At 32.8% G+C, this 25,563-nt stretch carries 20 protein-coding genes and 1 tRNA gene; 12 read left to right on the top strand and 9 right to left on the bottom strand.

Annotated elements, in window-relative coordinates:
• Positions 1-64: 64 nt before the first annotated feature.
• Positions 65-141: transfer RNA gene (locus J3U00_RS06585), tRNA-Asp, on the top strand.
• 86 nt (positions 142-227) lie between these two features.
• Positions 228-590 carry a YbaN family protein gene (locus J3U00_RS06580; protein WP_065562835.1) on the top strand — a complete coding sequence of 121 codons (363 nt, stop codon included), beginning with the start codon at positions 228-230 and terminating at the stop codon, positions 588-590.
• 95 nt (positions 591-685) lie between these two features.
• Here the strand turns inward: J3U00_RS06580 and J3U00_RS06575 are convergent, their stop codons facing one another.
• Positions 686-1,738: a hypothetical protein gene (locus tag J3U00_RS06575; protein WP_220226048.1), complete on the bottom strand. Its 1,053-nt coding sequence runs from the start codon at positions 1,736-1,738 to the stop codon at positions 686-688.
• 514 nt (positions 1,739-2,252) lie between these two features.
• Here J3U00_RS06575 and J3U00_RS06570 point away from each other — a divergent pair.
• The 3 genes from J3U00_RS06570 (at position 2,253) to J3U00_RS06560 (ending at position 7,570) form a co-directional block, all read left to right on the top strand.
• Positions 2,253-5,024, top strand: coding sequence for a flavocytochrome c (locus J3U00_RS06570; protein WP_267331941.1), 2,772 nt, complete (start codon positions 2,253-2,255; stop codon positions 5,022-5,024).
• Positions 5,025-5,053: 29 nt separating this feature from the next.
• Complete coding sequence (locus J3U00_RS06565) at positions 5,054-6,013, top strand: FAD:protein FMN transferase (protein WP_065562832.1); 960 nt, start codon at positions 5,054-5,056, stop codon at positions 6,011-6,013.
• A 90-nt stretch (positions 6,014-6,103) separates the two neighbouring features.
• Complete coding sequence (locus J3U00_RS06560) at positions 6,104-7,570, top strand: DASS family sodium-coupled anion symporter (protein ID WP_267331940.1); 1,467 nt, start codon at positions 6,104-6,106, stop codon at positions 7,568-7,570.
• A gap of 47 nt (positions 7,571-7,617) precedes the next feature.
• On the opposite strand, the gene J3U00_RS06555 is transcribed toward J3U00_RS06560, so the two are convergent.
• From J3U00_RS06555 to J3U00_RS06540, 4 genes are all read right to left on the bottom strand, one after another.
• A complete protein-coding gene (locus tag J3U00_RS06555) occupies positions 7,618-9,141 on the bottom strand; it encodes an exopolyphosphatase (protein ID WP_267331939.1) in 1,524 nt (507 codons plus the stop codon).
• A gap of 10 nt (positions 9,142-9,151) precedes the next feature.
• Positions 9,152-11,209: a polyphosphate kinase 1 gene (ppk1, locus tag J3U00_RS06550; protein ID WP_065562829.1), complete on the bottom strand. Its 2,058-nt coding sequence runs from the start codon at positions 11,207-11,209 to the stop codon at positions 9,152-9,154.
• Between the two features lie 112 nt (positions 11,210-11,321).
• Positions 11,322-12,734, bottom strand: a complete 1,413-nt coding sequence (gene pykF, locus J3U00_RS06545) for a pyruvate kinase PykF (RefSeq protein ID WP_065562828.1) — start codon at positions 12,732-12,734, stop codon at positions 11,322-11,324.
• A 331-nt stretch (positions 12,735-13,065) separates the two neighbouring features.
• Entirely contained in the window at positions 13,066-13,485 is a 420-nt protein-coding gene (locus tag J3U00_RS06540) for an META domain-containing protein (RefSeq protein ID WP_220226044.1), read from the bottom strand.
• A gap of 73 nt (positions 13,486-13,558) precedes the next feature.
• On the opposite strand from J3U00_RS06540, the gene hrpA reads away from it, so the two are divergent.
• Positions 13,559-17,428 (top strand): ATP-dependent RNA helicase HrpA, encoded by a 3,870-nt coding sequence (gene hrpA, locus J3U00_RS06535; protein WP_267331938.1) that lies wholly within the window; start codon positions 13,559-13,561, stop codon positions 17,426-17,428.
• 49 nt (positions 17,429-17,477) lie between these two features.
• Here hrpA and J3U00_RS06530 read toward each other — a convergent pair whose 3' ends face one another.
• From J3U00_RS06530 to J3U00_RS06515, 4 genes are all read right to left on the bottom strand, one after another.
• Complete coding sequence (locus J3U00_RS06530) at positions 17,478-18,521, bottom strand: YdgH/BhsA/McbA-like domain containing protein (protein WP_267330365.1); 1,044 nt, start codon at positions 18,519-18,521, stop codon at positions 17,478-17,480.
• A 47-nt stretch (positions 18,522-18,568) separates the two neighbouring features.
• Complete coding sequence (locus J3U00_RS06525) at positions 18,569-19,282, bottom strand: helix-turn-helix domain-containing protein (RefSeq protein WP_065562825.1); 714 nt, start codon at positions 19,280-19,282, stop codon at positions 18,569-18,571.
• Positions 19,283-20,069: 787 nt separating this feature from the next.
• On the bottom strand, positions 20,070-20,369 hold the full coding sequence (locus J3U00_RS06520; protein WP_267331937.1) for a hypothetical protein: 300 nt from the start codon (positions 20,367-20,369) through the stop codon (positions 20,070-20,072).
• 866 nt (positions 20,370-21,235) lie between these two features.
• Entirely contained in the window at positions 21,236-21,415 is a 180-nt protein-coding gene (locus tag J3U00_RS06515) for a hypothetical protein (protein ID WP_065606978.1), read from the bottom strand.
• A gap of 133 nt (positions 21,416-21,548) precedes the next feature.
• Here J3U00_RS06515 and J3U00_RS06510 point away from each other — a divergent pair, with 133 nt between their 5' ends.
• The 6 genes from J3U00_RS06510 to J3U00_RS06485 all read left to right on the top strand — a co-directional run bounded on the left by J3U00_RS06510 (position 21,549) and on the right by J3U00_RS06485 (position 25,560).
• The gene (locus J3U00_RS06510) at positions 21,549-22,664 is read left to right on the top strand and encodes a phage/plasmid replication domain-containing protein (RefSeq protein ID WP_267331928.1); all 1,116 of its coding nucleotides are present in this window, start codon (positions 21,549-21,551) and stop codon (positions 22,662-22,664) included.
• Between the two features lie 124 nt (positions 22,665-22,788).
• On the top strand, positions 22,789-23,064 hold the full coding sequence (locus J3U00_RS06505; protein WP_267331936.1) for a single-stranded DNA-binding protein: 276 nt from the start codon (positions 22,789-22,791) through the stop codon (positions 23,062-23,064).
• Between the two features lie 88 nt (positions 23,065-23,152).
• Complete coding sequence (locus tag J3U00_RS06500) at positions 23,153-23,317, top strand: hypothetical protein (RefSeq protein WP_267331935.1); 165 nt, start codon at positions 23,153-23,155, stop codon at positions 23,315-23,317.
• 24 nt (positions 23,318-23,341) lie between these two features.
• Complete coding sequence (locus J3U00_RS06495) at positions 23,342-23,593, top strand: hypothetical protein (RefSeq protein WP_267331934.1); 252 nt, start codon at positions 23,342-23,344, stop codon at positions 23,591-23,593.
• 48 nt (positions 23,594-23,641) lie between these two features.
• Entirely contained in the window at positions 23,642-25,147 is a 1,506-nt protein-coding gene (locus J3U00_RS06490; protein ID WP_267331933.1) for a hypothetical protein, read from the top strand.
• Positions 25,148-25,197: 50 nt separating this feature from the next.
• Entirely contained in the window at positions 25,198-25,560 is a 363-nt protein-coding gene (locus J3U00_RS06485) for a hypothetical protein (protein WP_267331932.1), read from the top strand.
• Positions 25,561-25,563: the final 3 nt, after the last annotated feature.

The raw sequence follows: 25,563 nt of genomic DNA, 5'->3' as shown, positions 1-25,563 counted from the left end.
AAAATAAAAATAATCTTTAACATCACGCCTACTTTGATGTTCCACATTAAAGTATCTAAAAAGCGGAGCGGTAGTTCAGTTGGTTAGAATACCTGCCTGTCACGCAGGGGGTCGCGGGTTCGAGCCCCGTCCGTTCCGCCAATTCTTATTTTTCTTTATACTTTCCTTGTTTATTATAATTGTGCTATCTTCGATATCCTATGAATATTAATTAAATTGATTTAGACATGCTAAAAAAATCGATATTTGTTGTTCTAGGTGGAGTTTCTTTTGCTTTAGGAACTATTGGTATTTTTATTCCTTTGTTACCTACAGTACCTTTTTATTTACTTACTGCATATCTATGGTTAAATAGTTCAGAGCGCCTCTATAACTATTTTACACAAACTACTTACTATCAAACTTATATCCAAAAATTGCTAATTGAAAAGAAGGCAACCAGGTCAAGTTTATTTAAGATGTTGGCAATGGTGTTTGTTGTGCTACTTATTCCTTTTATTATTTTTAATTCTTTACATGTTAGAATAATCTTAGCCACTGTGTTTTTTGCTCATGTCATTTTTGTCTACTATTATTTTAATAAAAAATGATCAATATAAAGGTTGAAATTAAGAGAAAACAGGGTAAATAAGTTACCCTGTAACAAAAGTATTGGCTCTTTATTGCGATGTATTATTTTTTACTATTATTTCAAACTCTTTTTAATTTCAATAGCAAGTAACGGATTCCACATCGCACCTGTTGCACTCATTACAGCATCAGCACCATTTTTTATAAATTGATGATAATGTTCACTGTTACTAACTCCACCAACACCTATAATTGCAAATTTTAAATCCATTTGTTTACGATATTTATCGAGTCGACTAACCATATCTAACCCAGCCCAACGAATTGCATCGCCACAGATACCGCCTTCTTTTCGATTTTCACCTAAAGCTGGATGACCATTTGCGTCAACAGGTTTTGCTGACAACGTATTAATCGCGCTTAACCCATCAACTATATTTCCAATACGAGTTAATAATGAAACGATTCTTTCATCATCTGGGAAGTAAGCTAATTTCAGGATAAGAGGACGGTCAGGTACAGCATTTTTAATTTCTTTAACAATTCTTTCAACTCTATCTACATCAAAGCAAAGTAATTTACTTGCACCTTCATTCGGGCAACTTAAATTAGCTTCTAAAATTGGTGCATTGGTTTCTCTTACTAATTTAGCGGCTAATGCATAATCTTGTTCAATCACTCCATTACCTTGAGTTCCTTGGAAGCTACCAATAACACATTGTCCTGGACCAGCAGCTTTAACAGCATCAGCCATATCTGGTTGCCATATATCTGGAGCAAATGATGGAACCCCAAATGAATTAGTGATTGAAAGAGGTTGGCTATAATTGGTATCAGCTAAAACTGTGTCTAAATTACACGTAAGTTTACCTTTCGGATGAACAGATAAAACATTAGGTAACGGATGGCATTTGTGTAATTTTGTTCTTACTGTTTTATATACACATAAATCGAATCCATAAGCAAATGCTGCTTTAATATAATTTGCATTTAATAAAGGCCCAGCGGGTTGGCCAAATGGTAAATTAACATCAACATTTAAGAATTTGGTTGGTTTAGTTGAAACTTTTTCTGCTTTATCTAATTCTGCAAAAAGTCCAAAAGGTCCTTTAGCATAATTATCTTCATAGCTAATACTTGGGTTATAAAAAGGGATCAAAGGTTTCATGGTATCTCCTGTTTATGGCTGTTCTGGAAGTGGTATTGTTTAGTAATTTGATATAAAATTGGAAGGTTGAATTTATAGATATAAAAAATCCTCCATAAAGGAGGATGAATATTCAAAATAAAAAGACAATTCAATTTTATTATTGGTTTATTTGTATGGACCACAAGCATAATCAAATTCTCTTTTCTAAAATTGGTAAGCATTTTAGTCGAATAAAAATAAAGTACAAGTGATAGAAGTTAAAAAAAATATAAGTAAATGAAATAGTTATAGTGTTTTTTTTTAGACAGGTTTATGCAGTATTGTACGCAAACACTTTCAAAATAATATAAAAAACAGACAATTCTTTTTGTTATATCCATAGATTGTTTTATAAATTATTAATAAATTTGAATAAATTTTTGTCGAAAAAATGATATTTTCCGACTAATGAAACTTATGTAAGTGGAGAAGAAAAATTTCGGATGTTATGATCCACGTTAACATTTAAATATTAATGATTAGGTAATGAAATATGAAAAACGAAGATATTTTTAAACCAGTAATCTTACCCAATGGTGTTTCCCTAAAAAATCGTATTATGATGGCACCAATGACTACTTGTTCAGGGTTTTACGAAGGTTCTGTTACGCATGATTTAATTGAATATTACCGAGCAAGAGCGGGTGAAATTGGCACTATTATTGTTGAATGTGGATTTGTTGACAATAAAGGGTTAGCGTTTCCCGGTGCGATTGGTTTAGATAATGATGATAAAATAGAAGGGTTAACGAAGATCGCTAAAGCCATTAAAGAGAAGGGCTCCAAAGCGGTTATCCAAGTTTATCATGGTGGCCGTATGGTTGAGCCTAAACTTATTGGTGGACAATCCCCAGTTGGGCCAAGTGCGATAGCTGCACCACGCCCGGGCGCGGCGACCCCAATTGAATTGACGGCAGATGAAGTTGATGAAATGATTGATAAGTTTGGTCAAGCTGTTCGTCGAGCGATCCAAGCTGGATTTGACGGGGTCGAAATTCATGGCGCTAATACCTACTTAATTCAACAATTTTACTCACCTAACTCAAATCAACGAACTGATAAATGGGGTGGTAGCCGTGATAATCGAGCTCGATTCCCATTGGCTGTTCTAGATATTACTCATAATATGGTTAAAGAGTATGCCAATCCTGATTTTATTGTTGGTTATCGTTTTTCGCCGGAAGAATTAGAAGTACCTGGAATTCGTTTTGATGATTCGATGTACTTACTTGAAAAATTGGCTGAAAAGGGACTTGATTACGTTCACTTCTCTATGGGGGCGATCTTAAGACCATCTATTGTTGAAACTAATGATCCAACGCCTTTAATTAATAAATATGTAGCAATGCGATCACAGACATTAGCTAAAATTCCGGTTGTTGGTGTCGGTAATGTGGTTAATATAAGTGATGTCGAAGCAGCTATGGATAACGGCTTTGATCTGGTTGCAGTTGGTCGGGCATGTATTGCTTATCCTGATTGGCTTAGTCGAGTCGAAAAAGGGGAGAAACTTGAACTCTTCATCAATAGTGATAAACGTGAAGAACTCAATATACCTGAGCCACTATGGCACTTTTCATTGGTTGAAAGCTTGATTCGTGATGTGAATCTTAATGTAAAAAAATTCAAGCCGGGCAATTATCAAGAAAAGGTTAATGATGAGTCTTATGAATACTTAATTAATGTTGAATTAGGTAATGACTTTGTTAAAGACATGCAATTGCTCAATGCTAATGATTTTGATAGTGAAGTGGTCAACAACTTTTCTGAGATCAAACATCGTATTATTGACTCTAATAGCCCTCACGTCGATGCAATTTCTGGCGCGACATCACAATGTGAGGCGTTCAAAAAAGCCGTAACCAAAGCTATGGCGAAATCAAATAAAGAAGCTATCCTTGCTGAGGGTGGTGATCCTAATGATAAAGCTTATGATGTGGTGGTTGTTGGTAGTGGTGGCGCTGGACTAGCAGCCGCTATTCAAGCACATGATTTAGGAGCAAGTGTAGTTGTGGTTGAAAAAATGCCGGTTATTGGCGGCAATACAAATAAAGCTTCTGCCGGTATGAATGCAGCCGAAACCAAATTCCAAAAACTTAAAGGCATTGTGGACAGTAAAGATCTGTTCTATAAAGAAACGTTAACAGGTGGTAAAAACAAAAATAATCCTGAGTTACTTCGTTATTTTGTTGAAAATGCACCTGATGCCATTGACTGGTTAGATAATAATGGTATCGAACTTAGTGGTATCACAACAACGGGGGGCATGAGCATTGACCGTACGCATCGCCCGGCAAGTGGCGCTGCTGTTGGCGGATTTTTAATTAGTGGATTGCAAAAAAATATCAACCGACGTGGTATTGAAGTCATGCTTGATACCAATGTAACTGAAATATTAACTGAGAATCATAGAGTTGTCGGAGTTAAAGTCAATGAAGAAGACGGCTCCGTTCAAACGATTAAAGCCAAAGCGGTTATTATTGCTACTGGTGGATTTAGTGCAAATCGTGAAATGGTTGAAAAATATCGACCAGATCTGAAAGGATTTGTTACCACTAACCATAAAGGTGCTACTGGTTCCGGAATTATGATTCTAGAAAAACTGGGCGCAGGCACAGTGGATATGAAAGAAATTCAGATTCATCCAACTGTTGAGCAAACAACTTCGTATTTGATTTCCGAATCAATTCGTGGAGGAGGGGCGATACTGGTCTCCCAAAAAGGGCTACGCTTTGTCAATGAGTTAGATACTCGTGATAAAGTTTCAGCAGAAATTATTAAATTACCTGAGCATTATGCGTATATTCTATTTGATCAACAAGTACGTAATGAAAACAAAGCTGTTGAAGAATATGTATCACATGATTTAGTCGTTCAAGCTGATACGATTAAAGATCTTGCTGATAAACTCTCAATTGACAGCAATACTTTATCTCGAACTGTTGAGCGTTATAATCAGTTCGCTGAAACAAAACGTGACGAAGACTTTGGTCGAACAACTGGTATGCGACATCCTATTAACAAAGGACCATTTTATGCGATTAAGATTGCTCCGGGTGTGCATCATACTATGGGTGGGGTAACGATTAATACCGATACTCAAGTTTTAGATACGGATAAACATGTAATACAAGGCGTATTTGCTGCTGGCGAAGTGGTCGGTGGTGTTCATGGTGCCAATCGTATCGGTGGAAACGCTGTTGCTGATATCATTATATTTGGTATGCAGGCAGGTAGAAAAGCCACTGATTACATTAATCATTAATTGACTAATATGACTTAAGCTTGTTTAAAATGCTTAATTCAAGCCATGAATATACTCAAGTATTAATGGGTACCACGGTTTCATTAACGCTTTATGAGCCTAATGAAGCCGTAGCTCATAGGGTGTTTCACACCATAAAATTACTTGAAGATAAATTGACCGTTAACCGCAGTCATTCAGAAGTTATGTCGATTAACGCTGCTGCGGGTAAACATCCGGTTATCGTTAGCCGTGCTGTGTTTTCGCTTATTGAGCAAGCTTATAAAGTCAGTTTAATGCCCAATAGTTGTTTCAATTTTGCTATTGGTCCTTTAGTCAAATTATGGAAAATCGGTTTTCAAGGCCAGCAAGTTCCCTCCCCACAGCAAATTTATGATCAACTATTATTAACCGATCCTAGCGAAATTGAGCTTGATCCTAAAACTTGTGCAGTTTTTTTGAAAAAAAAGGGAATGGAAATTGATTTAGGTGCTATAGCCAAAGGCTACATAGCAGATGTAGTTAAAGTAGTCCTACAGCAAAATAACATACATCAAGCTATTATCAATTTAGGTGGTAACGTCTTAACTTTAGGCAAATCACCCTTAGATAGGAATGGCAATTGGCAAATAGGTTTGAAAGAGCCATTTTCACTCAACAATCAATTGGCCGGGATTATTCAAGTTAATAATAAATCTGTTGTTACATCAGGGATTTATGAGCGTTACTTTACCTTAAATAATCACCGTTATCATCACATATTCAACCCTTCAACCGGTTACCCGTTAGATAATGAATTAGAAAGTGTAACGGTAATTTCAGATACGTCGCTTGAAGGAGATATTTTTTCAACTATTCTCTATGGATTAGGGGTTAAAAAAGCTAGTAAATATTTGATTGAACATCCGAGTTTATCAGCCATATTTGTTTTAAAAAATAAAACAATCGAACTAGTTAATACTGATAATTTTGCTTTTCAGCTAATTAGCCAACATTATGTTTTACATTAACATTTTATTGGAAACGAAAAGATTATATCAAACTGAATCGTTTTTATTATGAATTAAATTAAGTCATTTTTAATTAAAAAGGAAAATACTATGAACACAGTGAAAAAACCACCTGTCAAATGGTTACCGCTCATAATTATTGCTGTTATTTCAGCAATATTATGGCAATTTGTTTCTCCGCCAGAAGGAATTAGTATTGAAGGTTGGCACACAAGTATCATCTTTGTTGCTACTATTGCCTGTATTGTCGCTGAAATTATGCCAATTGGTGCAATTGGATTATTAGCGATAACGGTTTTTGCGGTTCTAAGACCATCAGGGGCAGCAACAGCGACAGAGGCGATTAAAATTTCATTAAGCGAATTAAACAGTAGCCTTATTTGGCTTATCGTTATTGCTTTTATGATAGCACGTGGTTTTATCAAAACAGGGTTAAGTAAGCGTATAGCTTATTATCTAGTTAAACTTTTAGGTAGAAATACATTAGGTTTAGCCTATGGCCTGTCGGTAACGGATATGGCATTAGCTCCAGCTATTCCTAGTACGACAGCTCGTGCTGGCGGTGTGATTTATCCAATCGCTGAAGCATTAGCGATCAATTTTAAGTCAAATCCAAAAGATGAATCAAGAAATCGTATTGGCACTTTCTTAATGTTAAACATTAGTCATGTAAATGATATTACATCAGCAATGTTTTTAACCGCTTTTACCGGCAACTTGCTGGCAGCCAAATTAGTTGCCAATGCTGAAAAAATTAACATTACTTTGGGTTGGGGAGAATGGTTTTTGGCTGCGATCGTTCCTTGCTTAGTCTCATTTATTGTTATTCCTTTAGTTATCTATTTTTTTACTAATCCTGAACTTAAGAAGACTCCGGAAGCGCCTAATTTAGCCAAAGTTGAACTTAAAAAAATGGGATCACTAACCGGTAAAGAAATTATTATGGGTACAACTGTTATTTTACTGTTAGGTTTTTGGATTTTTGGTAATAATTTTGGTATTGATGCAACCACTACTGCATTTATCGGCTTGACAATTTTAATTTTAACTGGCGTTCTTAGTTGGGAGGATATTAAAGGTGAAAAAGCCGCTTGGGATACCTTGATTTGGTTTGCTGCATTATTAATGATGGCTGGGCAAGTCAGTAAACTTGGCGTAACTAAATGGTTGGGCGATACAATTGGTAATGCCGTTAAAGGTCACTTAGGGGACAGTAGCTGGATTTTAGTCATTGTTATATTGTGTGTAGCCTATGTTTATCTGCATTACTTCTTTGCGAGTGGTAATGCGCATATCGCTGCTTTATTTCCCGTATTTTTAACGGTTGCTGTAGCACTCGGTGTACCGACAATGATTGCCATTTTTGCATTAGTTATTTGTACTAACTATTTTGGTTCGCTTACCCAATTTGCTAATGCTCGTAACCCGTTACTGTTTGCTGAAGGCTTTGTACCGGTTAAAACATGGTGGAAAGTCGGTTTCATTTGTAGCGTAGTAAATTTAATTATTGTTTTCACTATTGGTATTTTATGGTGGAAAATCATTGGATTAGGCTAAAAGTTTAGCTATCACCGCCAGTTTAACTGGCGGTTTTTTTTGAGTGATTAAAACATTTCAATCGATAATTTCCAATCATTAACCGATTTCCAATATTTCTGCTCCTGCTCTAAATCAAGCAAGATTAACTTATTATTTTCAACAAACTTTTCGTTGAGTTCTATCGTCAGTTTGCTTAATTTATCACTGTTTAATTTTAATCTAAATGTAGTGAGATCCAGATCGTTATTACGCTGGTTATTAAATAAAACGGCAAGCCGCAAAATCTGCAATAACGAGATGATATGTTTGTATTCGAATAAACTAAAATAGGGCAGTTCATCAATGTTAATTGACTTTCGATGATAACGAACAAGGGTAGACAATAAAAGTTGTTGTTCTTCATTGAATCCGGGTAAGTTACTATTTAACAGGATATAACTCGAATGTTTGTGTATTGATGAAAAATTTATTTTCAGTCCCACTTCGTGAAGCTGCGCTGCCCAATAGAGGATAGATTCTAAATGTTGCGGAATATTAGTCGAAGTTTGCGTTTTCCATTGTGAAAAAAGATACTTTGCCGTTTTCACCACTTGTTTGGCATGGCGTTCATCAATGTTGTAATGCTGAGAGAGTGTTTCGGCTGTTGTTTGTCTTATATCTCGATAATTTGGACCATCAATAAGTTCATACAAAACTCCTTCACGCAATGCGCATGGGCTAAATTGAAGCTCTTGTATCCCTAATGCATTAAAAACGCCACTAAAAATGGCTAACCCGCTGACGAAAACGTTTTTTCTTTCTTCTGAAAGCGATGGATAGTCAATATCATGAAAAGACTTGAATTCTAAAATATAACTGATTAAATCATCCAAACGTTTAGGCGTAATGATTCCATCGCTGACACCTAAATCTAATAATATTTTGTAAATACTTTTGATTGTGCCGGAAGTACCAAATGCGACACTAATATTTTGTCTTTTTATTGTGGTAATAAGATTTTCAATTTGTTGTTCGGCTGCCAGTTTAGCTCTTAAAAATGAATATCGGTCAATGGTCTTTTGTGGAAAAAATTGCTTAGTGTAAGTAACACAGCCCATTGGTCGACTTGCCACAATAAATGGTTTGAGATCGTTTCCTCGACCTATGGCAATTTCAGTCGATCCACCACCAATATCAATAACAAATTTGGTATCTTCTTCGGCGGTTGATTCAGCTGTCATGGTACCTAAATAGATTAAACGGGCTTCCTCTTGTCCGGAAATAATTTCAATTGGGTAGGGTAGAACCTTAGCCGCTTCGGCTAGAAATTTATGCCGATTGGTGGCGATACGTAACGTATAGGTTGCAACAATTCGAACATTTTCCGGGGGAAATCCATTCAACCGTTCAGCAAAGAGTGCAAGGCATTCTATACCTCGTTTAATACTTGACTCACTTAGCTCATAGAATTCATTTAAACCGGTAGCTAAATGAATATTTTTTTTATTTTTGTAAATAATTTGTGTTGCACCATCAATACAACGTGCAATGACCATATGAAAACTATTCGAGCCTAGATCAATAACAGCATATTCATCAAATTTATTCACGTTCAAATCCTTAACTTGCTGATTCTAATTGTTTTAGATAATCATAAATTGCACGTTGTGCTCTTACTTTCTTTTTATTACCTCTTTGGACGTAATTGTTCATATTATCTTTATCGATAATTCGAGCTTTGACATTATCATTACACTGAATATTGAAAATATTATGAATAGTGGATTTTAATGTCAGATCAAATATTTTTACGCCAACCTCAATCCGGTTATCAAGATTTCTAGGCATCCAATCGGCAGATGATATGTAGGTATCTTTATTACCGTCATTTTCGAAAATATAAACTCGAGCATGTTCGAGATATTGGTCAACAATACTGGTTACATAGATATTTTCACTTAAATTAGGAATTTGAGGAACAAGTATACAGGTGCCTCGCACAATCATGCGTATTTTTACGCCAGCACAAGAAGCTTTGTAGAGTTGATTTATCATCTCTTTATCAGTTATTGCATTGAGTTTAAGATAGATCCCTGAAGGTTTCCCAGCTTTGGCATTATTGATTTCTCTTTCAATAAATTCATGAAAGCGTAATCGTGTATTTTGTGGCGAAACTAATAAATGATGAAAAGTTACCGGTTTAAATGGGTTTTCAATAAAGTTAAATACTTTGATAACTTCATCGGTAATCGCAGGGTCAGCCGTTAATAATGAAAAATCTGTATAAATACGTGCAGTTTTTTCATTAAAATTACCTGAACCAATATGAGCATAACGGACAATTCGATCGTCTTCTTTACGATCGATTAAGAATAATTTGGCATGAATTTTAAGTTTTGGTTGTGAATAGATAACTTTTATACCACTACGAATTAACCTTTTAGCCCATTTTATGTTTGCTTCTTCATCAAATCGAGCTTGCAGTTCTACCACTACTGTGACTTTTTTACCGTTGTTTGCTGCATTTATAGCAGCATGAATAAATCTGGAATCTTTAGCTACTCGATAAATATTCATTCGAATATGGGTAACAGCAGGATCAAATGACGCTTGTCGCATAATTTCAAGCACATGTCCAAATGAATAGTAAGGATAATAGAGCAATACATCTCGGTCTTTTATTGTTGCAAAAGCATTTCTGAATTTCTTGAATCGATTATAAGCAAGGCTTGGTAAGCGTTTATTAAGTAAGTTTTTGACACCAAGATCTGGAAAATTTGCTAAATCTTTGAAATTGGGATAACGTCCACCAGGCATTGCATCTTGTTCAGTTAATCTTAGTTTATTTATCAATAATTCAAATAATGCCTTTGGCATATCTTTTTGGTATGTAAAACGAACTGGCTGAGCAGTTAACCTCTGTTTTAAACCTTGAGACATTAACTCAAGTAAACTATCAAGTTCGGTATTTAATTCGTATTCAGCATCACGATTAATATTTATTGAATAAGCATTTAATTCTACCGCATCAAAAAAGACTTTAAAAATATCCGCTAAACAGTAACGTAAAATGTTATCTAAAAAAATAATTGATTTATTTTTAGTTGAAACTTCTGAAGGTAATAAAACAAACCGAGGCGCATTATCGGTAGGAAGCTCAAGTAATGCATAGCTAATACTATCTTTACAGATAATTTCAACAGCTAAATAAGCATGATCATCTTTTAAAAATTGAATCAACTCAGTATGGCTATCTAACAAAATAGGGGTAATATACTGTCTTAAATTTTGCTTATAATAATTTTTTATCCAAGTTTCTTGATAAGTGGTAAGTTGCCTTTCATTTATTAGGAAAATCTGATTCCTTGCCATTTCTAATAATAGCTCGTTATATAGCTGATCAAATTGTAATTCAAGTTGAATGACTTTTTGATTAACCTGACGCAATAAATGTTTAGCATTAGATGTTGCTTGAGCTTGTTCTTGCTCAATAAGGACATATTTTTTTAAATTTGCAAATTGGACTTTATAAAATTCATCAAGATTACTTGAGTAGATACCTAAAAAACGGATTCGTTCTATGAGAGGATTACTTTCATCAGCAGCCTCTTGTAACACCCGTTGGTTAAATGATAACCAACTTAGTTCTTTAGGTAAATATACTTTTTCTATTATCATTTTTTGTAATGCCCATTCCACTAATTTGATTTATTACAGAATAACGTAAGATAAAAAAAAAGCTAGCATATAGCTAGCTTTTTATCATTCATTTAAACAAAATTAAAGGTGATTAGATGCGATGAACAGAAGTTGTGTTAGTTGTTCCGCTTGGAACTAATGCACCTGATACCATAACAATTGTATCACCTTGTTTTACATTACAAATTTTAACAGCCATTTCTTTACCTAGACGGTAGAAATCATCTGTTGAATTAATTGCATCAATTAAAATAGGTTCAACACCTTTAGATAAGGCAAGTTGATTGACAGTTTTTTGGCTTGAAGATAGAGCCAAAATACGAGCTGTCGGGAAGTAATGACGAAGTTCACGAGCTGATTTACCGCTACGAGTAGCAACAACAATTAATGGTACATTTAATCGTTCCGCTATTTCAACAGCACCACAACATACAGCAGCAGTAATACGTAATGTTTCTTCTTTTGTGGTTAGCTCTAATTTAGCTGGGATAGTACCATCAGTACGCTTACAAATAGTAGCCATCACATTAACTGCTTCAAATGGATATTTACCTTTAGCACTTTCGCCAGATAGCATAACAGCGTCTGTACCATCAATAATTGCATTAGCAACGTCACCAGCTTCAGCACGAGTAGGACGTGGGTTTTTGATCATTGAATCTAACATTTGAGTTGCAGTAATAACTGGTTTTGAAGCTTTATTACATTTTTTAATCATCATTTTTTGAGCAAAAATAACTTCTTCAACCGCAATTTCCACACCTAAATCACCACGAGCAACCATGATACCATCAGATGCTTCTAAAATTTCATCAAAGTTATCTAGACCTTCTTGATTTTCGATTTTAGAAATGATTTTGATTTCTTCACCGCCGTGAGCTTTAAGATGAGCACGAATATCTTCAACATCAGAACGTTTACGGATAAATGATGCTGCAATAAAATCTACACCTTGTTCACAACCGAAAATTAAGTCATTTTTATCTTTTTCAGCTAGTGCAGGTAATTTGATTGAAACACCAGGTAAGTTAATACCTTTATTTTCACCAAGGTCACCGTTATTTAAAACTTTACAAATAACTTCGTTACCTTTGATTTCTTGAACGTCCATAGCGATTAAACCATCATCAACTAATACACGGTTACCTGGTTTAAGATCTTGAGCAAATCCTTTATATGTAACGGCTACACGTTCTGAATTACCAACTACATTTTCATCAGTAGTAAAAGTGAAAGTTTGGCCTGCTACAAGTGATACATCGTTACCACCTTCAAGCTTAATAGTACGAATTTCTGGGCCTTTAGTATCTAACATGATGGCAGCTTTTAAGCCTGTTTCTTGCATTACTTCACGTAAATTTTTGATTCGATTACCATGCTCTTCATAATCACCATGAGAGAAGTTTAAACGCATTACATTCATGCCTGCATTTAATAATTTAGTTAGCATCTCTTTTGATTCTGATTTTGGTCCTATGGTACAAACGATTTTTGTCTTTTTCATAATATTATCTACTAGTTGTTAAAGTTAATGTTCAAATTTAAATAAATGGTTTTAAATATAAATATTTAAACAAAAAAAACCAATGCCAGCGCATTGGTATAAAAAGGGAAGAGTAACTTTAAAAAGTTACTCTTATTAAAAACAATATCTAAAGAATTTAGTAATCTCATCAATATAAGCCATTCTTAAAAACTTTTTTTATTATAGTCTTAACGACATTTTAAATAAAGTTTTTTATCAAAAAACTAGACATCAATTGAGATAGAAAAAAACTAAAACATTTTTTTGGTTAAATTTTTACCAAGTTTGTGATAAAAAATCTCTTTTTAAATTACATTAAATCTTTAAGTTGATAAATTAGTTCAATATCTTTATTTTTTAAAGTCAATTGATCTTTGTCCAAACTGACTGATGCTCCATCTTGAATTAATTGAGCGATGGTATCATCTAACTTACTCAATTGCTCATCATCACAAGCCATTTTTGCCATACTAACACCAGAGCCTTTAATCGTTTCGTTTGACAATTCTACTTTTGCAACAAAGCGATTACACATTTTTCCATAAATATTCATGTTTTCACCAAATTCAAGCTCAGCGTTTTTATCTGTTGAAATATCTTGTCCATTGGCTTTAATCAATACAAAGCGATGATGCATTAAATCTTCAGCTTTAACACTCTTAGATTCTCCACAACCAGTCATCACGAAAGTTCCAGTAAAAAGCATTATTAATAGTAAAGTCTTTTTCATCTTAACTCCTAATAGTTGGCTAAATTTGATATAATCAGTTTAATTAAAATTTAATAATTACATTTTACTCTTTATGTTAATTCAACAGCAAATTAAATTTTTTCAATCAATGACTTTCTTAGATCAACACAAAATAAGAAAGCTTTCAAACAAAAATCAAGATTTAGATACCATCGAAGAAGCGATTGCTCAAGCTGTTGCACATTATAATGTTCGATTACAATCGTTACCTAGACATATCGATTTTCCAGATAATCTACCAGTAGTTGATAAAAAAGAGGCGATAGCTGAAGCAATTAAAAATAATCAAGTTGTAATTATTGCCGGTGAAACAGGTTCAGGAAAAACAACACAAATACCTAAAATATGTTTGGAACTAAGCTTAGGTGTTAAAGGTTTTATTGGCCATACACAACCGAGAAGGTTAGCAGCTCGTTCAGTTGCCAATCGTATTGCTGAGGAATTAAAAACAGAAATAGGCAACTTAGTGGGCTATAAAGTCAGATTTTCTGATCATGTCAGCGAAACTAGTTTGGTTAAATTGATGACTGATGGAATTTTACTGGCAGAGATTCAGCAAGATAAATTATTACTTCAATATGATACTATTATTATAGATGAAGCTCATGAACGTAGTTTAAATATCGATTTTATTTTGGGATATTTGAAACAATTATTACCTAAACGTCCTGACTTAAAAGTCATCATAACTTCAGCTACAATAGATGTTGAACGTTTCTCAAATCATTTTAATCATGCCCCAATCATTGAAGTTTCAGGTCGAACCTATCCTGTCGAAGTTAGATATCGTCCAACAATTCTTAATGATGATTATGGAAATGAGAAAAATAATGATTTTCAGCCTATTATAGATGCAATCGATGAATTATCTTTTGAAAGTAATGGGGATATTTTGATTTTTCTTACAGGGGAGCGTGAAATACGTGATCTGGCTGATACGCTAAGGAAAATTGAACTGAAACATACTGAGATTTTGCCCTTATATGCTAGATTATCTGCATCTGAACAAAACCGTATCTTTCAATCACACAGTGCTCGCAGAATTATCTTAGCTACAAATGTGGCTGAAACATCCTTGACCGTTCCTGGTATTAAATATGTTATCGATCCTGGTTTAGCAAGAATTAGTCGTTATAGTTATCGGACGAAAGTTCAACGATTACCAATTGAACCCATTTCTCAAGCATCAGCGAATCAAAGAAAAGGGCGTTGTGGTAGAACTTCAGATGGTATTTGTATACGTTTATATGATGAACAAGATTTTTTATCCAGACCTGAATTTACTGAGCCTGAAATTCTTCGAACCAATTTAGCATCAGTTATATTACAAATGACTTCATTAGGCTTAGGTGATATAGCGGCTTTTCCATTTGTTGAAGCACCTGATTCTAGGTATATCCGTGATGGTATACGATTATTAGAAGAATTAGGTGCAATTTATACTAAACATCATCATTATCATTTGACTGAGATAGGACGAATTTTATCTCAATTACCTATTGATCCTAGATTAGCTAGAATGCTAGTTGAAGCTAGACGGTTAGGTTGTATAAAAGAAGTTATGATTATTGTGGCAGCACTATCAATACAAGATCCTCGAGAAAGGCCATTTGATAAACAGCAAGCTTCTGATGAGAAACACCGTAGATTTGCTGATAAAGAATCTGATTTTATATCACTTATCAATTTATGGAATTATGTAACAAATCAACAAGCCGATCTGTCGGGTAATCAATTTAGACGGTTGTGTAAAAAAGAATATCTTAACTATCTTAGAATTCGAGAATGGCAAGACGTTTATACACAAATTAGACAAACCATTAAACAACTTGCTTTTCCGATTAATAGTCAATTAGCAGATTATCGTTCACTGCATACTGCATTATTAAGCGGCTTATTGTCACATGTTGGTATGAAAGAAATTGAAAAACATGAATATATCGGTGCTCGTAATATTAAATTTGCTATATTCCCTAATTCAGCCATCTTTAAAAATCAACCAAAATGGTGTATAGCTAGTGAACTTGTTGAGACAAGCCGTCTATGGGGTAGAACGGCTGCTAAAATTGAAGCAGATTGGATTGAACCATTAGCAAAACATCTAGTTAAATATAGTTATAGTGAACCTAGATGGTCTAAAAAGAATGGGACAACTTTAGCCAATGAAAAAGTAACTTTATTCGGTCTACCAATTGTTGCAAACCGCATAGTTAATTATAGTAAAATTGACCCAGTACTAAGTCGTTCCTTATTTATTCGGAATGCTTTGGTTGAAGGTGATTGGCAAACTAATCACCAGTTTTATAAACAAAATCAGAAATTAATCAATGAAGTTGAGGATCTTGAACATAAATCTCGTCGTCAGGATATTCTGATTGATGATGATGATCTTTATAATTTTTATGATGAACGAATAGACAAATCAGTTATTTCCGCAAAACACTTTGATACGTGGTGGAAAAACAAACAAAAAATAGACCCTGATTTTTTAAATATTGAAAAAAATATGCTGATTAAGCAATCAGCTCAGCCTGTAAAAATAAACGATTATCCAGATTTTTGGTATCAGAATAACTTGAAATTACCTTTAACTTATCAATTTGATCTAGGTAATGCACGTGACGGTGTAACAATTTCTATTCCGCTTAATATATTAAATCAAATAAAAGATACAGGATTTGATTGGCAAGTACCTGGATTTCGTTATGATTTAGTTATTGCTTTAATAAAATCATTACCAAAGTCTTTACGCAAAAGCTTAGTTCCTGCGCCTAACTATGCTGAGGCTTTTTTAAGTAGAGTTAATTCAATTGAACATCCATTACTTGAAACATTAGAAAATGAATTTAGGAAAATGACAGGTATAAAAATTCAGCCAACTGATTGGCAATTAGAACAAGTACCAGATTACTTAAAAATGAATTTTAGTATCGTTGATAAGGGACGAGAAATAGCTTTTGGCAAAGATCTAATGATGATTAAAGAACATCTTAAAACAGAAGTTCAAGAAGCATTATCATCGCTGACTCAAAAAAAATCTGTCAAAATAGAGAAAGATAATATTATTGATTGGAATTTTGGTCACTTACCAAGTATTTATGAAGAAAAACAAAATAATTATACAGTTAAAGCCTATCCAGCCATCATTGATAATCAAAATTCGGTCAGTATTAAACTGGTTGATTCACTTGAGGAACAAAAAAGATTAACCAAGCTCGGGATTAGACGATTGTTGATTTTAAATATTCCATCTCCAATTAAATATTTGCACGAAAAGTTACCAAATAAATCTAAATTAGGCTTATATTTTAATTCATTCGGTACAGTTCTTAACCTTATTGATGACTGTATTGCCTGTGGAATAGACTACTTGATTAAGAAGTACAATCAGAAAGTTAAAAATCAAGAACAATATCAAGAACTGTTAGGTTATACCAAAGAGCATATTAATGAAATTGTAGTGGATATAGCTAAACAAGTGGAATCAATTTTAACTCTCCATTTTAATATTAATAAAAAACTTAAAGGCCGTATCGATTTGTCTTTAGCATTTGCGTTATCTGATATCAAAGCGCAGCTAAATGAGCTAGTTTATAAGGGTTTTGTGGCAAAAACTGGTTATAACAAACTCCATGATATTTATCGCTATTTAACTGCTATAGAAAAACGGATAGAGAAGTTAGGAACTAATGTGGCTAAAGATAGACAGTCGATGAATATAATAGAAGAAGTGAAAAACGAATATCAAAGTTGGTTTAATAGTTTGTCAGAAAATCAAAAATCATTGAATGATGTTACGAATATTAAATGGATGATAGAAGAACTTAGAGTTAACTTATTCGCTCAACAACTCGGCACACCGTATCCAATTTCTGCAAAAAGGATAAAACAACAAATAGAAACTGTATCTTCTGAATTATAGAATATAATTATAAGGATAAAAAAGAAGGGCGCTTATGCGCCCGTTTTGATTATTTGTAAAGATCTACAAATACAGTGATGTTTGGCCCTTTAGAATCATGAGCAACTCGAGCAATATGATAATATTTAGCCCCAGCTTCTATTGCTCTTTTTCCTGCTTGATATGAAATTTCCTGATCAGTGACGTAGTAACCTCTAAATTTCAGTGTATCAAAGGCAACCATTTTAGCCGCAGTTGCATCGTTAAGTTCCTGAATTTTTCGCCCATCAGGAAGAGTGACAGTGTAACGAGTTACTCTTTGAGGTTCAGTGGCAACGGTACTTATTGTTTCTGTATTTGATGTTGTTGTAACTTTATTAGTTGCAGCAGAATTTGTTGTGGTTTTATCAATTACTTTATTATTAAATTTATCTGCATAATATTTCTCGTTAAATGCAGAAGGGGAGTAATAACCAGGTTTTTCAACCTGCATTGCAGCTTCTCCACCTTTAGCTAATGCTAATTGACCCGCTTCAGAATCGTAAGGAATAGCATTTTCAGGTTGTAATTTACGTTCAGGAGCATCTTTTTTAAATAAATAAGCAGCTACTTGAATATTACTGCCTAATTCTGAACGTGAATCTATGTAAAAGCCATATGCACCTTGCGCTGATGCTTCTTTAGCAATAGCTTGATTTACATCATAATCTGTCGGAAAGTATCCACGAATACGCACAATATTAAATGGTTCTAAGCGAATTGCTTTAGATTTTGGATATTCGTAAACACCTTCAAATTTACGTAAAGTTTCTGGTTGTTCTAAAGCTTTAGGTGCGTCTGCTTTGTATAATTTTGCATAAACGATACGCAAAGTATCATTAGAAGGGCTGATATTTGTTGTTGTTATGTAAAAAGAAGCAGCTCCTTCATTGTCTGCAGCTTTTGACATAGCCATAACATAATCGCTATCAGTATAAAAAGCACCTCGAATCGTAATGCTTTTAAAAGATTGCATGCTGTTTGCTTGTTCTTCAGTTAATTGCTGAGCAGCAAAAGAACAAAATGGAATAAGCGCAACAGTTGTAGCGATAATTGTTTTCTTGAAACTTAACATATAAAAAACCTTACAATGAATTTTTAGTTATTTTAGCATAAATAAATTTAATTTCCTAAATCTATTAAAGCTTCCAAATTATTGATATAAATATATTTACCTTTAGCTATTAAAATATTTTGCTCTTGTAATTTTGATAAATTACGACTTACAGTTTCAATCGTTAATCCTAAATAATTAGCTATTTCAGCACGGCTCATTGCTAGTTTTATATTTAAAGAAGAATGTCCTCTTTGCTGATATCGAAGGTAAAGAGAATAAATAAAGGTGGCCAGGCGCTCATCTGATTTTTTCTGAGAATAGCAAAGAACCAATTTTTGATAATTATAAATGTCAGCACTTAATAATCTAAAGATTAAATCTCTAACATTCTTATTAGTATCAATTAATGTCATTAATTCATCATAATGCAGTTCACAGATTAGTGTGTTACTTAATGCCTGAATGTTGTTGTTATAAACTTTGGTTGAAATGGCGTCTAAACCAACAATATCTCCAGGTAGATAAAATCCATTAATTTGTTCATTATTTTCAGAAGTTGTGACAAATGTTTTAAGTGCACCGGAATGAACGATGAAGAATTTTTTAAATGGCGTTTTTGCTTTAACTATTATTTCGCCTTTTGAATAAGATCTTTTGCGTTCTAAAACACTACTTAATGTATTATTGAGTAACATCGGAATACAGAGCCCACCGAGACTGCATAATTCGCACGGAACAGAATAACTATTGGAACGTAATGTCTTATAAATACTATGCATAATATCCTAAATACAAGGGCTGTTGATTTGAAGTGATAAGGTTACCATATTTTGTCATAAAACAAAAATTGACCAATTTTTTTGTATTTCTATTTAATAAAAAGAAAAGAAATAGAAAATCACTATTAAATTTTTAAATAACTACACTAAGTAATTAATCTAAACAATATAAATGAATTCTTGATAAAAGAATAGTCTTATAAAGATTTAGAATTGTTAATAGAGGGTGAGTGGCGAATAAATGAACTTAATTGATTTAACGCACATTATTTAACATAATATACATTATTTGAATTTTAATGAATTGATTTTATTAGATTTTATAATTTGAATGCGTAATAATGGAAAATAGGGGATAGATTAGCGTTTTATTAAAAGAAAACACGATAAATAACTTCTATTCAACTGCCAAATTTAATTTATTTTTCTTCAAAATGTTAACGGTATATCATATAGCATAATTTAGAATAATAAAGTTAAAATGAATTATTACGTTCTGATAAAAAGCATCAACTTCACATATCCGGAAAAAGCATTATTCAATTATTCCGTAAATTGTGTTATGTATAACTCCTAATATACACACTAATACCACTTATGATATTGTCGCTTTTTTCGAGTTATATTTCCAACTTATCGACATCTTATGTCTAAGAAAAGTAATTATCCCAAATGTTTGCAATACTTTTTTTATTCTACATGCTCTAATTTTCATGTTAACTTTAAATAGCAAAGCTCAGGACGCCATCCACAAAGTCAAACGAGTACGCATTTTTTAAGTAGAAAATCATAAAGAATCCAGTTCATTTTTATTTTTCTGTTCTTTTTCTTTTTTCATCATTTCTTTTGCTTTTTTATCAAATTCTTTAAAAATATATTCAATTCTTGACTCAAAAGACATATGAGGAGCAGATAGTTCTATTATATTTTGATCATCTGTATATTTAGCATATTGATAGCCGACGAACGGTCTTTTTTTAGCTATTAATTTGTATTTTTTTGATAAATTTTTATACAAGGAGTCAAATTTAGATTTATCAAATGTAGCTGAAACGTATAGTAGTATGTTTTCATCTTTTGAAAACATAAGCATTATTTTAAGGCATCAAGTGGTAGTTCGCTGTTTTTTAGCGTATACATAGGTCCGCGTGAATATTCGTTTATGCCATCTTCAATTAAAGAGTATTTTTTGGGGCTTCTTCTAAAGTAGTTTTGTTAATTTCGAGACAGAATGGAGCTGGGTTAGCATATAGTATTGAACTGTAGAAGAATACCAATAATAAAATCAGTTTTTTCATTGTAAAATTTTCTTATTTTTTAATTTATTATCATCGAAATAATTTAATAACATTTTAGCTTATTTAAATTTCTTAAAACAATGTTAAAAATCAGTTTTTAATTTATCATTAGTTTTTGTTCGCATAATGTAAAATGCGTTATGTTGAAGTCGCAGATTGTAAAATGTTGGCCGACAAAGTCGGCTAACAATCAAGAATTTAGCATAACGCCATTATGCGTACTAATACTAATTATGATATTGTTTCTTCCTTTTTGAATTATATTTCCAGCTTTTTGACATCTTATATACGTAGGATGGGTAATCATCCCAAGGGTTGGCTATATTACTTCCCCTTGACGGCCTAATTTTTAGTTTATACTGTTTATATTCAATCATGTGAATGCAATAGGCACTTTTTTCTTGTTTAGTGCTGAAATGTTTATGTGACTCACTATGAACATAAGTATAATATTCAATTTCACCTACACGCGTTTTACGTATACTACGTCTTGAAAATTGTTTTTTTAGTTTTAACATACTTTCTCCTAATTTATTAAATAGTTAGAAGAAAGCCTCCTTATAATAATTCATATATATACCTTATTAATTTTAGGGTTAGAGTTCGGATGTTCAGTGACACCCGAACTTTACCGTACTTTCCTACGGTGAAATAATTATTTTTTTGTTGCTCTATCTATAAAATCATCTGCTGCTTCTCTTGCATATTCATCTATTATATACGTAAGTAGCTCTGACCATTTTATTAATTTTCCTGTTTTAACAGATATATTTATAGCTAATTTCTCCAATTCAATTTTTCTATTTTCTGTTATGTTGTATGTCATTCTTTTCATTTATGCGTTCTCATTTTGTTTTACACAAAACCATTATATTAACTAATGAGTTCATTATTGCATTAACTATTGTGTTATTGTGTTAATTGGTGTTAATATATTTTTAAGTAACTAATTAACTAATGAGTTCAAAATGTTTTATGACTGGTTATCAATAGAGCAAGATTTCGGATATCAACTACCAATTATTGGTGATGTTGCATATCAACGTATCTTTATTGAAACTGGCGAAGCTAGTGCATTATCGCAACCTGCTTATAGACATATTGGTTCATTTTGTGATTCTGTGTTGATAAAAATTAGTGGCTCTGTGTTAAAAATGTCGGGAAACCCGTCACGGTGGGGGCGTATAGAAAATTTATTCGGATTAAGTACTATTGACAGTTGTGTAGATGTCTACAATAGAATACTGACTAATCTTAATCTTCCTCATTTTACGAAATGTTCTAAATTATTTTTTAGACAGCTAACTGATTCAAAAATAGAAAATTTTTCAAATGGCGCAATAATAAAAGAACTTCATATCACATCAAATAAAATTGTAGGGTTTGGTAATGTTAACGATTATTTAGCTGGTTTGTCTACGTTAAATTATCGATATAGTGTTCCTCGTTTGCATAGCAATGGACAATCTGTTGATTGGCTATCAAAACAAGGTAATGCTCACCTGATTTATCCAACCGTTTATAACAAATCTCACGAACTTGAACTACATAGTTTAACAAAAATAAAAAATAAATTTGGTGAAAACTCAAGTGAATTCAGATACTTAAGTAGTGTAATAGAATATTGTCAACAGAATGGCGTAGTACGATTTGAACAAAAACTAAAATCCCGATTTTTAAAACGAGAAAATTTGCATTACTGGGGATTATCAGACTATACACGATTAAATAAGTTACATGATGAATTTTTAAATTTAGATAAAAAACTGGCGGTTAATGCGATGGATTTTGAGACGATCAGTGAACAATTAATAAGGCATGGTGTTGTAGAAACAATGCGATCAGCAAATACGACAGCAATGTATGCAATTCAGTGGATGTGTGGTGGATCGTTTGATTTTAGTAAAAAATCAGTTCAAACACATAGAGCACGATTACGAAAAATCGGTATTGATATAGCTCAGCGTTACAACTTAGCTAAATTTAGTCCAGTTGCTGTACGTGAAATTAGAAAAGTTGAAGTTTCTGATTGTCCGATTCCAGATTGGTATCAAATGCCACAAATTTTTAAATTAGTGGCATGATTTAGCCCTTTTCTTATGAATCTATATTGGTGCGCATAATGTATATTACGTTTTTTCAATAATTTATTAGAAACAAATTTCATTTTATAGCAATTTATTAGAAACAAAAAATTAGGAGAAAAAAATGATTAAAGTTGAGATTACTCAAAACCAGACACGATTAATTACACGATCAGGAACAACTCGTGACGGTCGCCAGTACACAATGCAGGAACAACATGCATATATATATTTAGGGGGTGATTATCCGACTGAGTTTGCTATCTCTATTCCTCAGGGGCATTCTGCATACCCTGCGGGTTTTTATGAACTTGGATCAAATTCGCTTCGTGTTGGTCAATTCTTTAAATTAGAGATAAATAGAGATATTCAGCTATTACCGATTGATACTAAAAAATGATAGCAATTTTAATAGTTGGTTTTAGTTTTATCATTTTTTTGTTAGCCCTGATTTTTGGGTTAATTACTGGACTATCGTGAGGTGAAAAATGAAAGAAATTATATATCGTATTTTTTCAGACATTAATAATTATGATTTAGCTATTTCTTATTTTTTTATTTCACTATTAGTAATACTCATGCTATTTGGTTTTGGCATTGGGTATATTTTTGGATTCGTCAGACGTTTATTTGATGCATCCAGCAATAATTAAAAATCAATTATAGGAGATAATACTATGTTAAAAAAGATTACATTTTCTGCTGTTGCTTTGTCTGCTGCACTTTTGTCTAGTTCAGCATTTGCAGCTGGGACCGTACCCAACATCAATGATTACATATCAGCAGACACTCTTGAACCGATCGCTACATCAATTTTAACGGTTCTCGGTGTAGTTATTGCCTCGGCGTTTACGATTTTAGGCTTCGGAGTTGCCGCTCGTGTTGGCTTCGGTGTTATAAAATCTTTCTTTAGCAAAGCTGCCAGTTAATCAACAGGGCTTAATGCCCTGTTTTTTTATTAAAAAATTAATATCATTATGATTATTCGAAAAATTATAGTAGCATTTTTTTTATTCATTTTTGCTAGTTTAGCACATGCAAAAATTTATACTTCTGAGGCTAATAATTGTTTAACTAGACCTGATGTTAACGGTACTTTAGTTGTTCATTTGAACAGTGTTCGTAGTGGTGTTTTTTCTTATACTAATGGCTGTTGGCACATGGCATCAGGAGATATTAAATTTCAACAGTTTAAGGGGGTATTAGTAGCGATTTCAACGTGGGTACCCTTGCAATCCATCGATTTTTATGAGGATTATGATCCTTATCCTGTCCCTCCCGAGATAAAACTTGAAGAGATGGTCAACGGTAGCATAGTTTTTAATTATTATAAATCGTCTCGTGAATATGTTTGTGAGCAAAAAAATACAGTTTGTGCAGAACTTAATGCTTTTACGCCCCGTTATCGTCTCCAAACTAAACAATTACATAACATACATAGTTATTATGAATGTTATATTACAGATATTGATTATCCTGGTGTTGGTGATTCAGATTGTTTTCTGAATAAACAATATTATATTGAAGACAATCTAATAAAGGAATGTTCATCACGTCCGTATCATCCGGTATGCATTAAGAATAATAATGGTGCTAATGACGGAGAAGATGATGATAACGATAATAATGGAGGTAACAATAACAACAATACCGGTAATAATGGAGGGAATAATAACAACAATAACGGTAATAATGGAGGGAATAATAACAATAATAACGGTAACAATGGAGGGAATAATAACAATAATAACGGTAATAATGATGGCGATGACGATGACGATGACGATATCGTTGATATCAGTGTAATTACTAACGAATTATCTAATATTAATAAAAGTCTTATAATTATTTCAAATAATACTAGTGATGTTTTATCTTCAATAAAAAATATAGAACAAACAACAAATAATATTGAAAATAACATAGTAGATATTAGCAAATCATCTGATAAATTGGTTGAGGGCCAGTTACTATTAAATAATAGATTATCGGATATCTCAAAAACTAATAACTCACTTTTGTCAGAAACAAAAAAAATGCATAGCGATATTAATAAAAATCATAATGAATTATTAAGTAGCTTAAATAATAGTAATAATGGCGGTTTAGGTGATTTTAGTGATACTGATGAAAATTTGCTTAATAATAAATTTAATGATTCTGCAAGAGATTATGAAGATAAAAGTATTTCTTATGTTGAATCTACGTTATCAAAACTTACTAATAATATTCCAGATTTGACTTTAATGTTTAAATTACCTTCATCTTTCTATGGAGGTAACAAAGGCGTATGTAAACCACTTTCATCTAAATTAGATTTTGATTTTCCGTTTTATTCTAAGAAATTCACATTGAAATTTGATACTAGTGATTTTTGTCAACATTACGATAAAGATTTTAGAGGTATTGTCGATTTTATGTTTGCTTTCATGACAGCACTTGCAATATTTCGGCTATATCATCGATACAATTCATCACATTAAATCACACTCTATCCAAACCATACAGCGTAAGCGAATGGTTTGGATAGAGTATGATTGTTATTATTTTGGAGTTAATTATGCCTGCAATTATTGGTTTAGTTGGTACATTAATCGGTCAATTATTTTCATATTTATTCAAAAAATTGGTAGTTAATTACGGTAAATTTTTGCTATTTTTTGGGTTCTGGGTTGCTATTTATTTAACAATGTTATCAAAATTCAATGATTGGATTGAATCTTTGTTAGTTTCAAATAATTCATTTTCTGCCGAATTTTGGAAAGCTGGTGTTAGTCTGTTGCCAGAACGCTCACCGACTTATATAACTATTCTCACAAGTGCATATCTTGTTTATTGGATTGCTGTTTTTAAAGACAGAATGTCAAAACGTCTTCATGAATCAACAAACACTTAAGGG

Origin of the sequence: Gilliamella sp. B3127, assembly GCF_026536935.1 — a bacterium.
Taxonomy (GTDB): Bacteria; Pseudomonadota; Gammaproteobacteria; order Enterobacterales; family Orbaceae; genus Gilliamella; species Gilliamella apicola_E.
This window is presented reverse-complemented; position numbering and strand designations above follow the sequence as displayed.

Excerpts from the sequence above, each read along its gene's own strand:
- J3U00_RS06500 (WP_267331935.1), top strand. The coding sequence starts at position 23,153 with ATGAAAGAAATTATATATCGTATTTTTTCAGACATTAATAATTATGAT.
- J3U00_RS06540 (WP_220226044.1), bottom strand. The coding sequence starts at position 13,485 with ATGAAAAAGACTTTACTATTAATAATGCTTTTTACTGGAACTTTCGTG.
- J3U00_RS06520 (WP_267331937.1), bottom strand. The coding sequence starts at position 20,369 with ATGTTTTCAAAAGATGAAAACATACTACTATACGTTTCAGCTACATTT.
- hrpA (WP_267331938.1), top strand. The coding sequence starts at position 13,559 with ATGTTAATTCAACAGCAAATTAAATTTTTTCAATCAATGACTTTCTTA.
- J3U00_RS06505 (WP_267331936.1), top strand. The coding sequence starts at position 22,789 with ATGATTAAAGTTGAGATTACTCAAAACCAGACACGATTAATTACACGA.
- J3U00_RS06560 (WP_267331940.1), top strand. The coding sequence starts at position 6,104 with ATGAACACAGTGAAAAAACCACCTGTCAAATGGTTACCGCTCATAATT.
- J3U00_RS06570 (WP_267331941.1), top strand. The coding sequence starts at position 2,253 with ATGAAAAACGAAGATATTTTTAAACCAGTAATCTTACCCAATGGTGTT.
- pykF (WP_065562828.1), bottom strand. The coding sequence starts at position 12,734 with ATGAAAAAGACAAAAATCGTTTGTACCATAGGACCAAAATCAGAATCA.
- J3U00_RS06565 (WP_065562832.1), top strand. The coding sequence starts at position 5,054 with ATGCTTAATTCAAGCCATGAATATACTCAAGTATTAATGGGTACCACG.
- ppk1 (WP_065562829.1), bottom strand. The coding sequence starts at position 11,209 with ATGATAATAGAAAAAGTATATTTACCTAAAGAACTAAGTTGGTTATCA.
- J3U00_RS06530 (WP_267330365.1), bottom strand. The coding sequence starts at position 18,521 with ATGTTAAGTTTCAAGAAAACAATTATCGCTACAACTGTTGCGCTTATT.
- J3U00_RS06580 (WP_065562835.1), top strand. The coding sequence starts at position 228 with ATGCTAAAAAAATCGATATTTGTTGTTCTAGGTGGAGTTTCTTTTGCT.
- J3U00_RS06490 (WP_267331933.1), top strand. The coding sequence starts at position 23,642 with ATGATTATTCGAAAAATTATAGTAGCATTTTTTTTATTCATTTTTGCT.
- J3U00_RS06515 (WP_065606978.1), bottom strand. The coding sequence starts at position 21,415 with ATGAAAAGAATGACATACAACATAACAGAAAATAGAAAAATTGAATTG.
- J3U00_RS06575 (WP_220226048.1), bottom strand. The coding sequence starts at position 1,738 with ATGAAACCTTTGATCCCTTTTTATAACCCAAGTATTAGCTATGAAGAT.
- J3U00_RS06485 (WP_267331932.1), top strand. The coding sequence starts at position 25,198 with ATGATTGTTATTATTTTGGAGTTAATTATGCCTGCAATTATTGGTTTA.
- J3U00_RS06510 (WP_267331928.1), top strand. The coding sequence starts at position 21,549 with ATGTTTTATGACTGGTTATCAATAGAGCAAGATTTCGGATATCAACTA.
- J3U00_RS06525 (WP_065562825.1), bottom strand. The coding sequence starts at position 19,282 with ATGCATAGTATTTATAAGACATTACGTTCCAATAGTTATTCTGTTCCG.
- J3U00_RS06495 (WP_267331934.1), top strand. The coding sequence starts at position 23,342 with ATGTTAAAAAAGATTACATTTTCTGCTGTTGCTTTGTCTGCTGCACTT.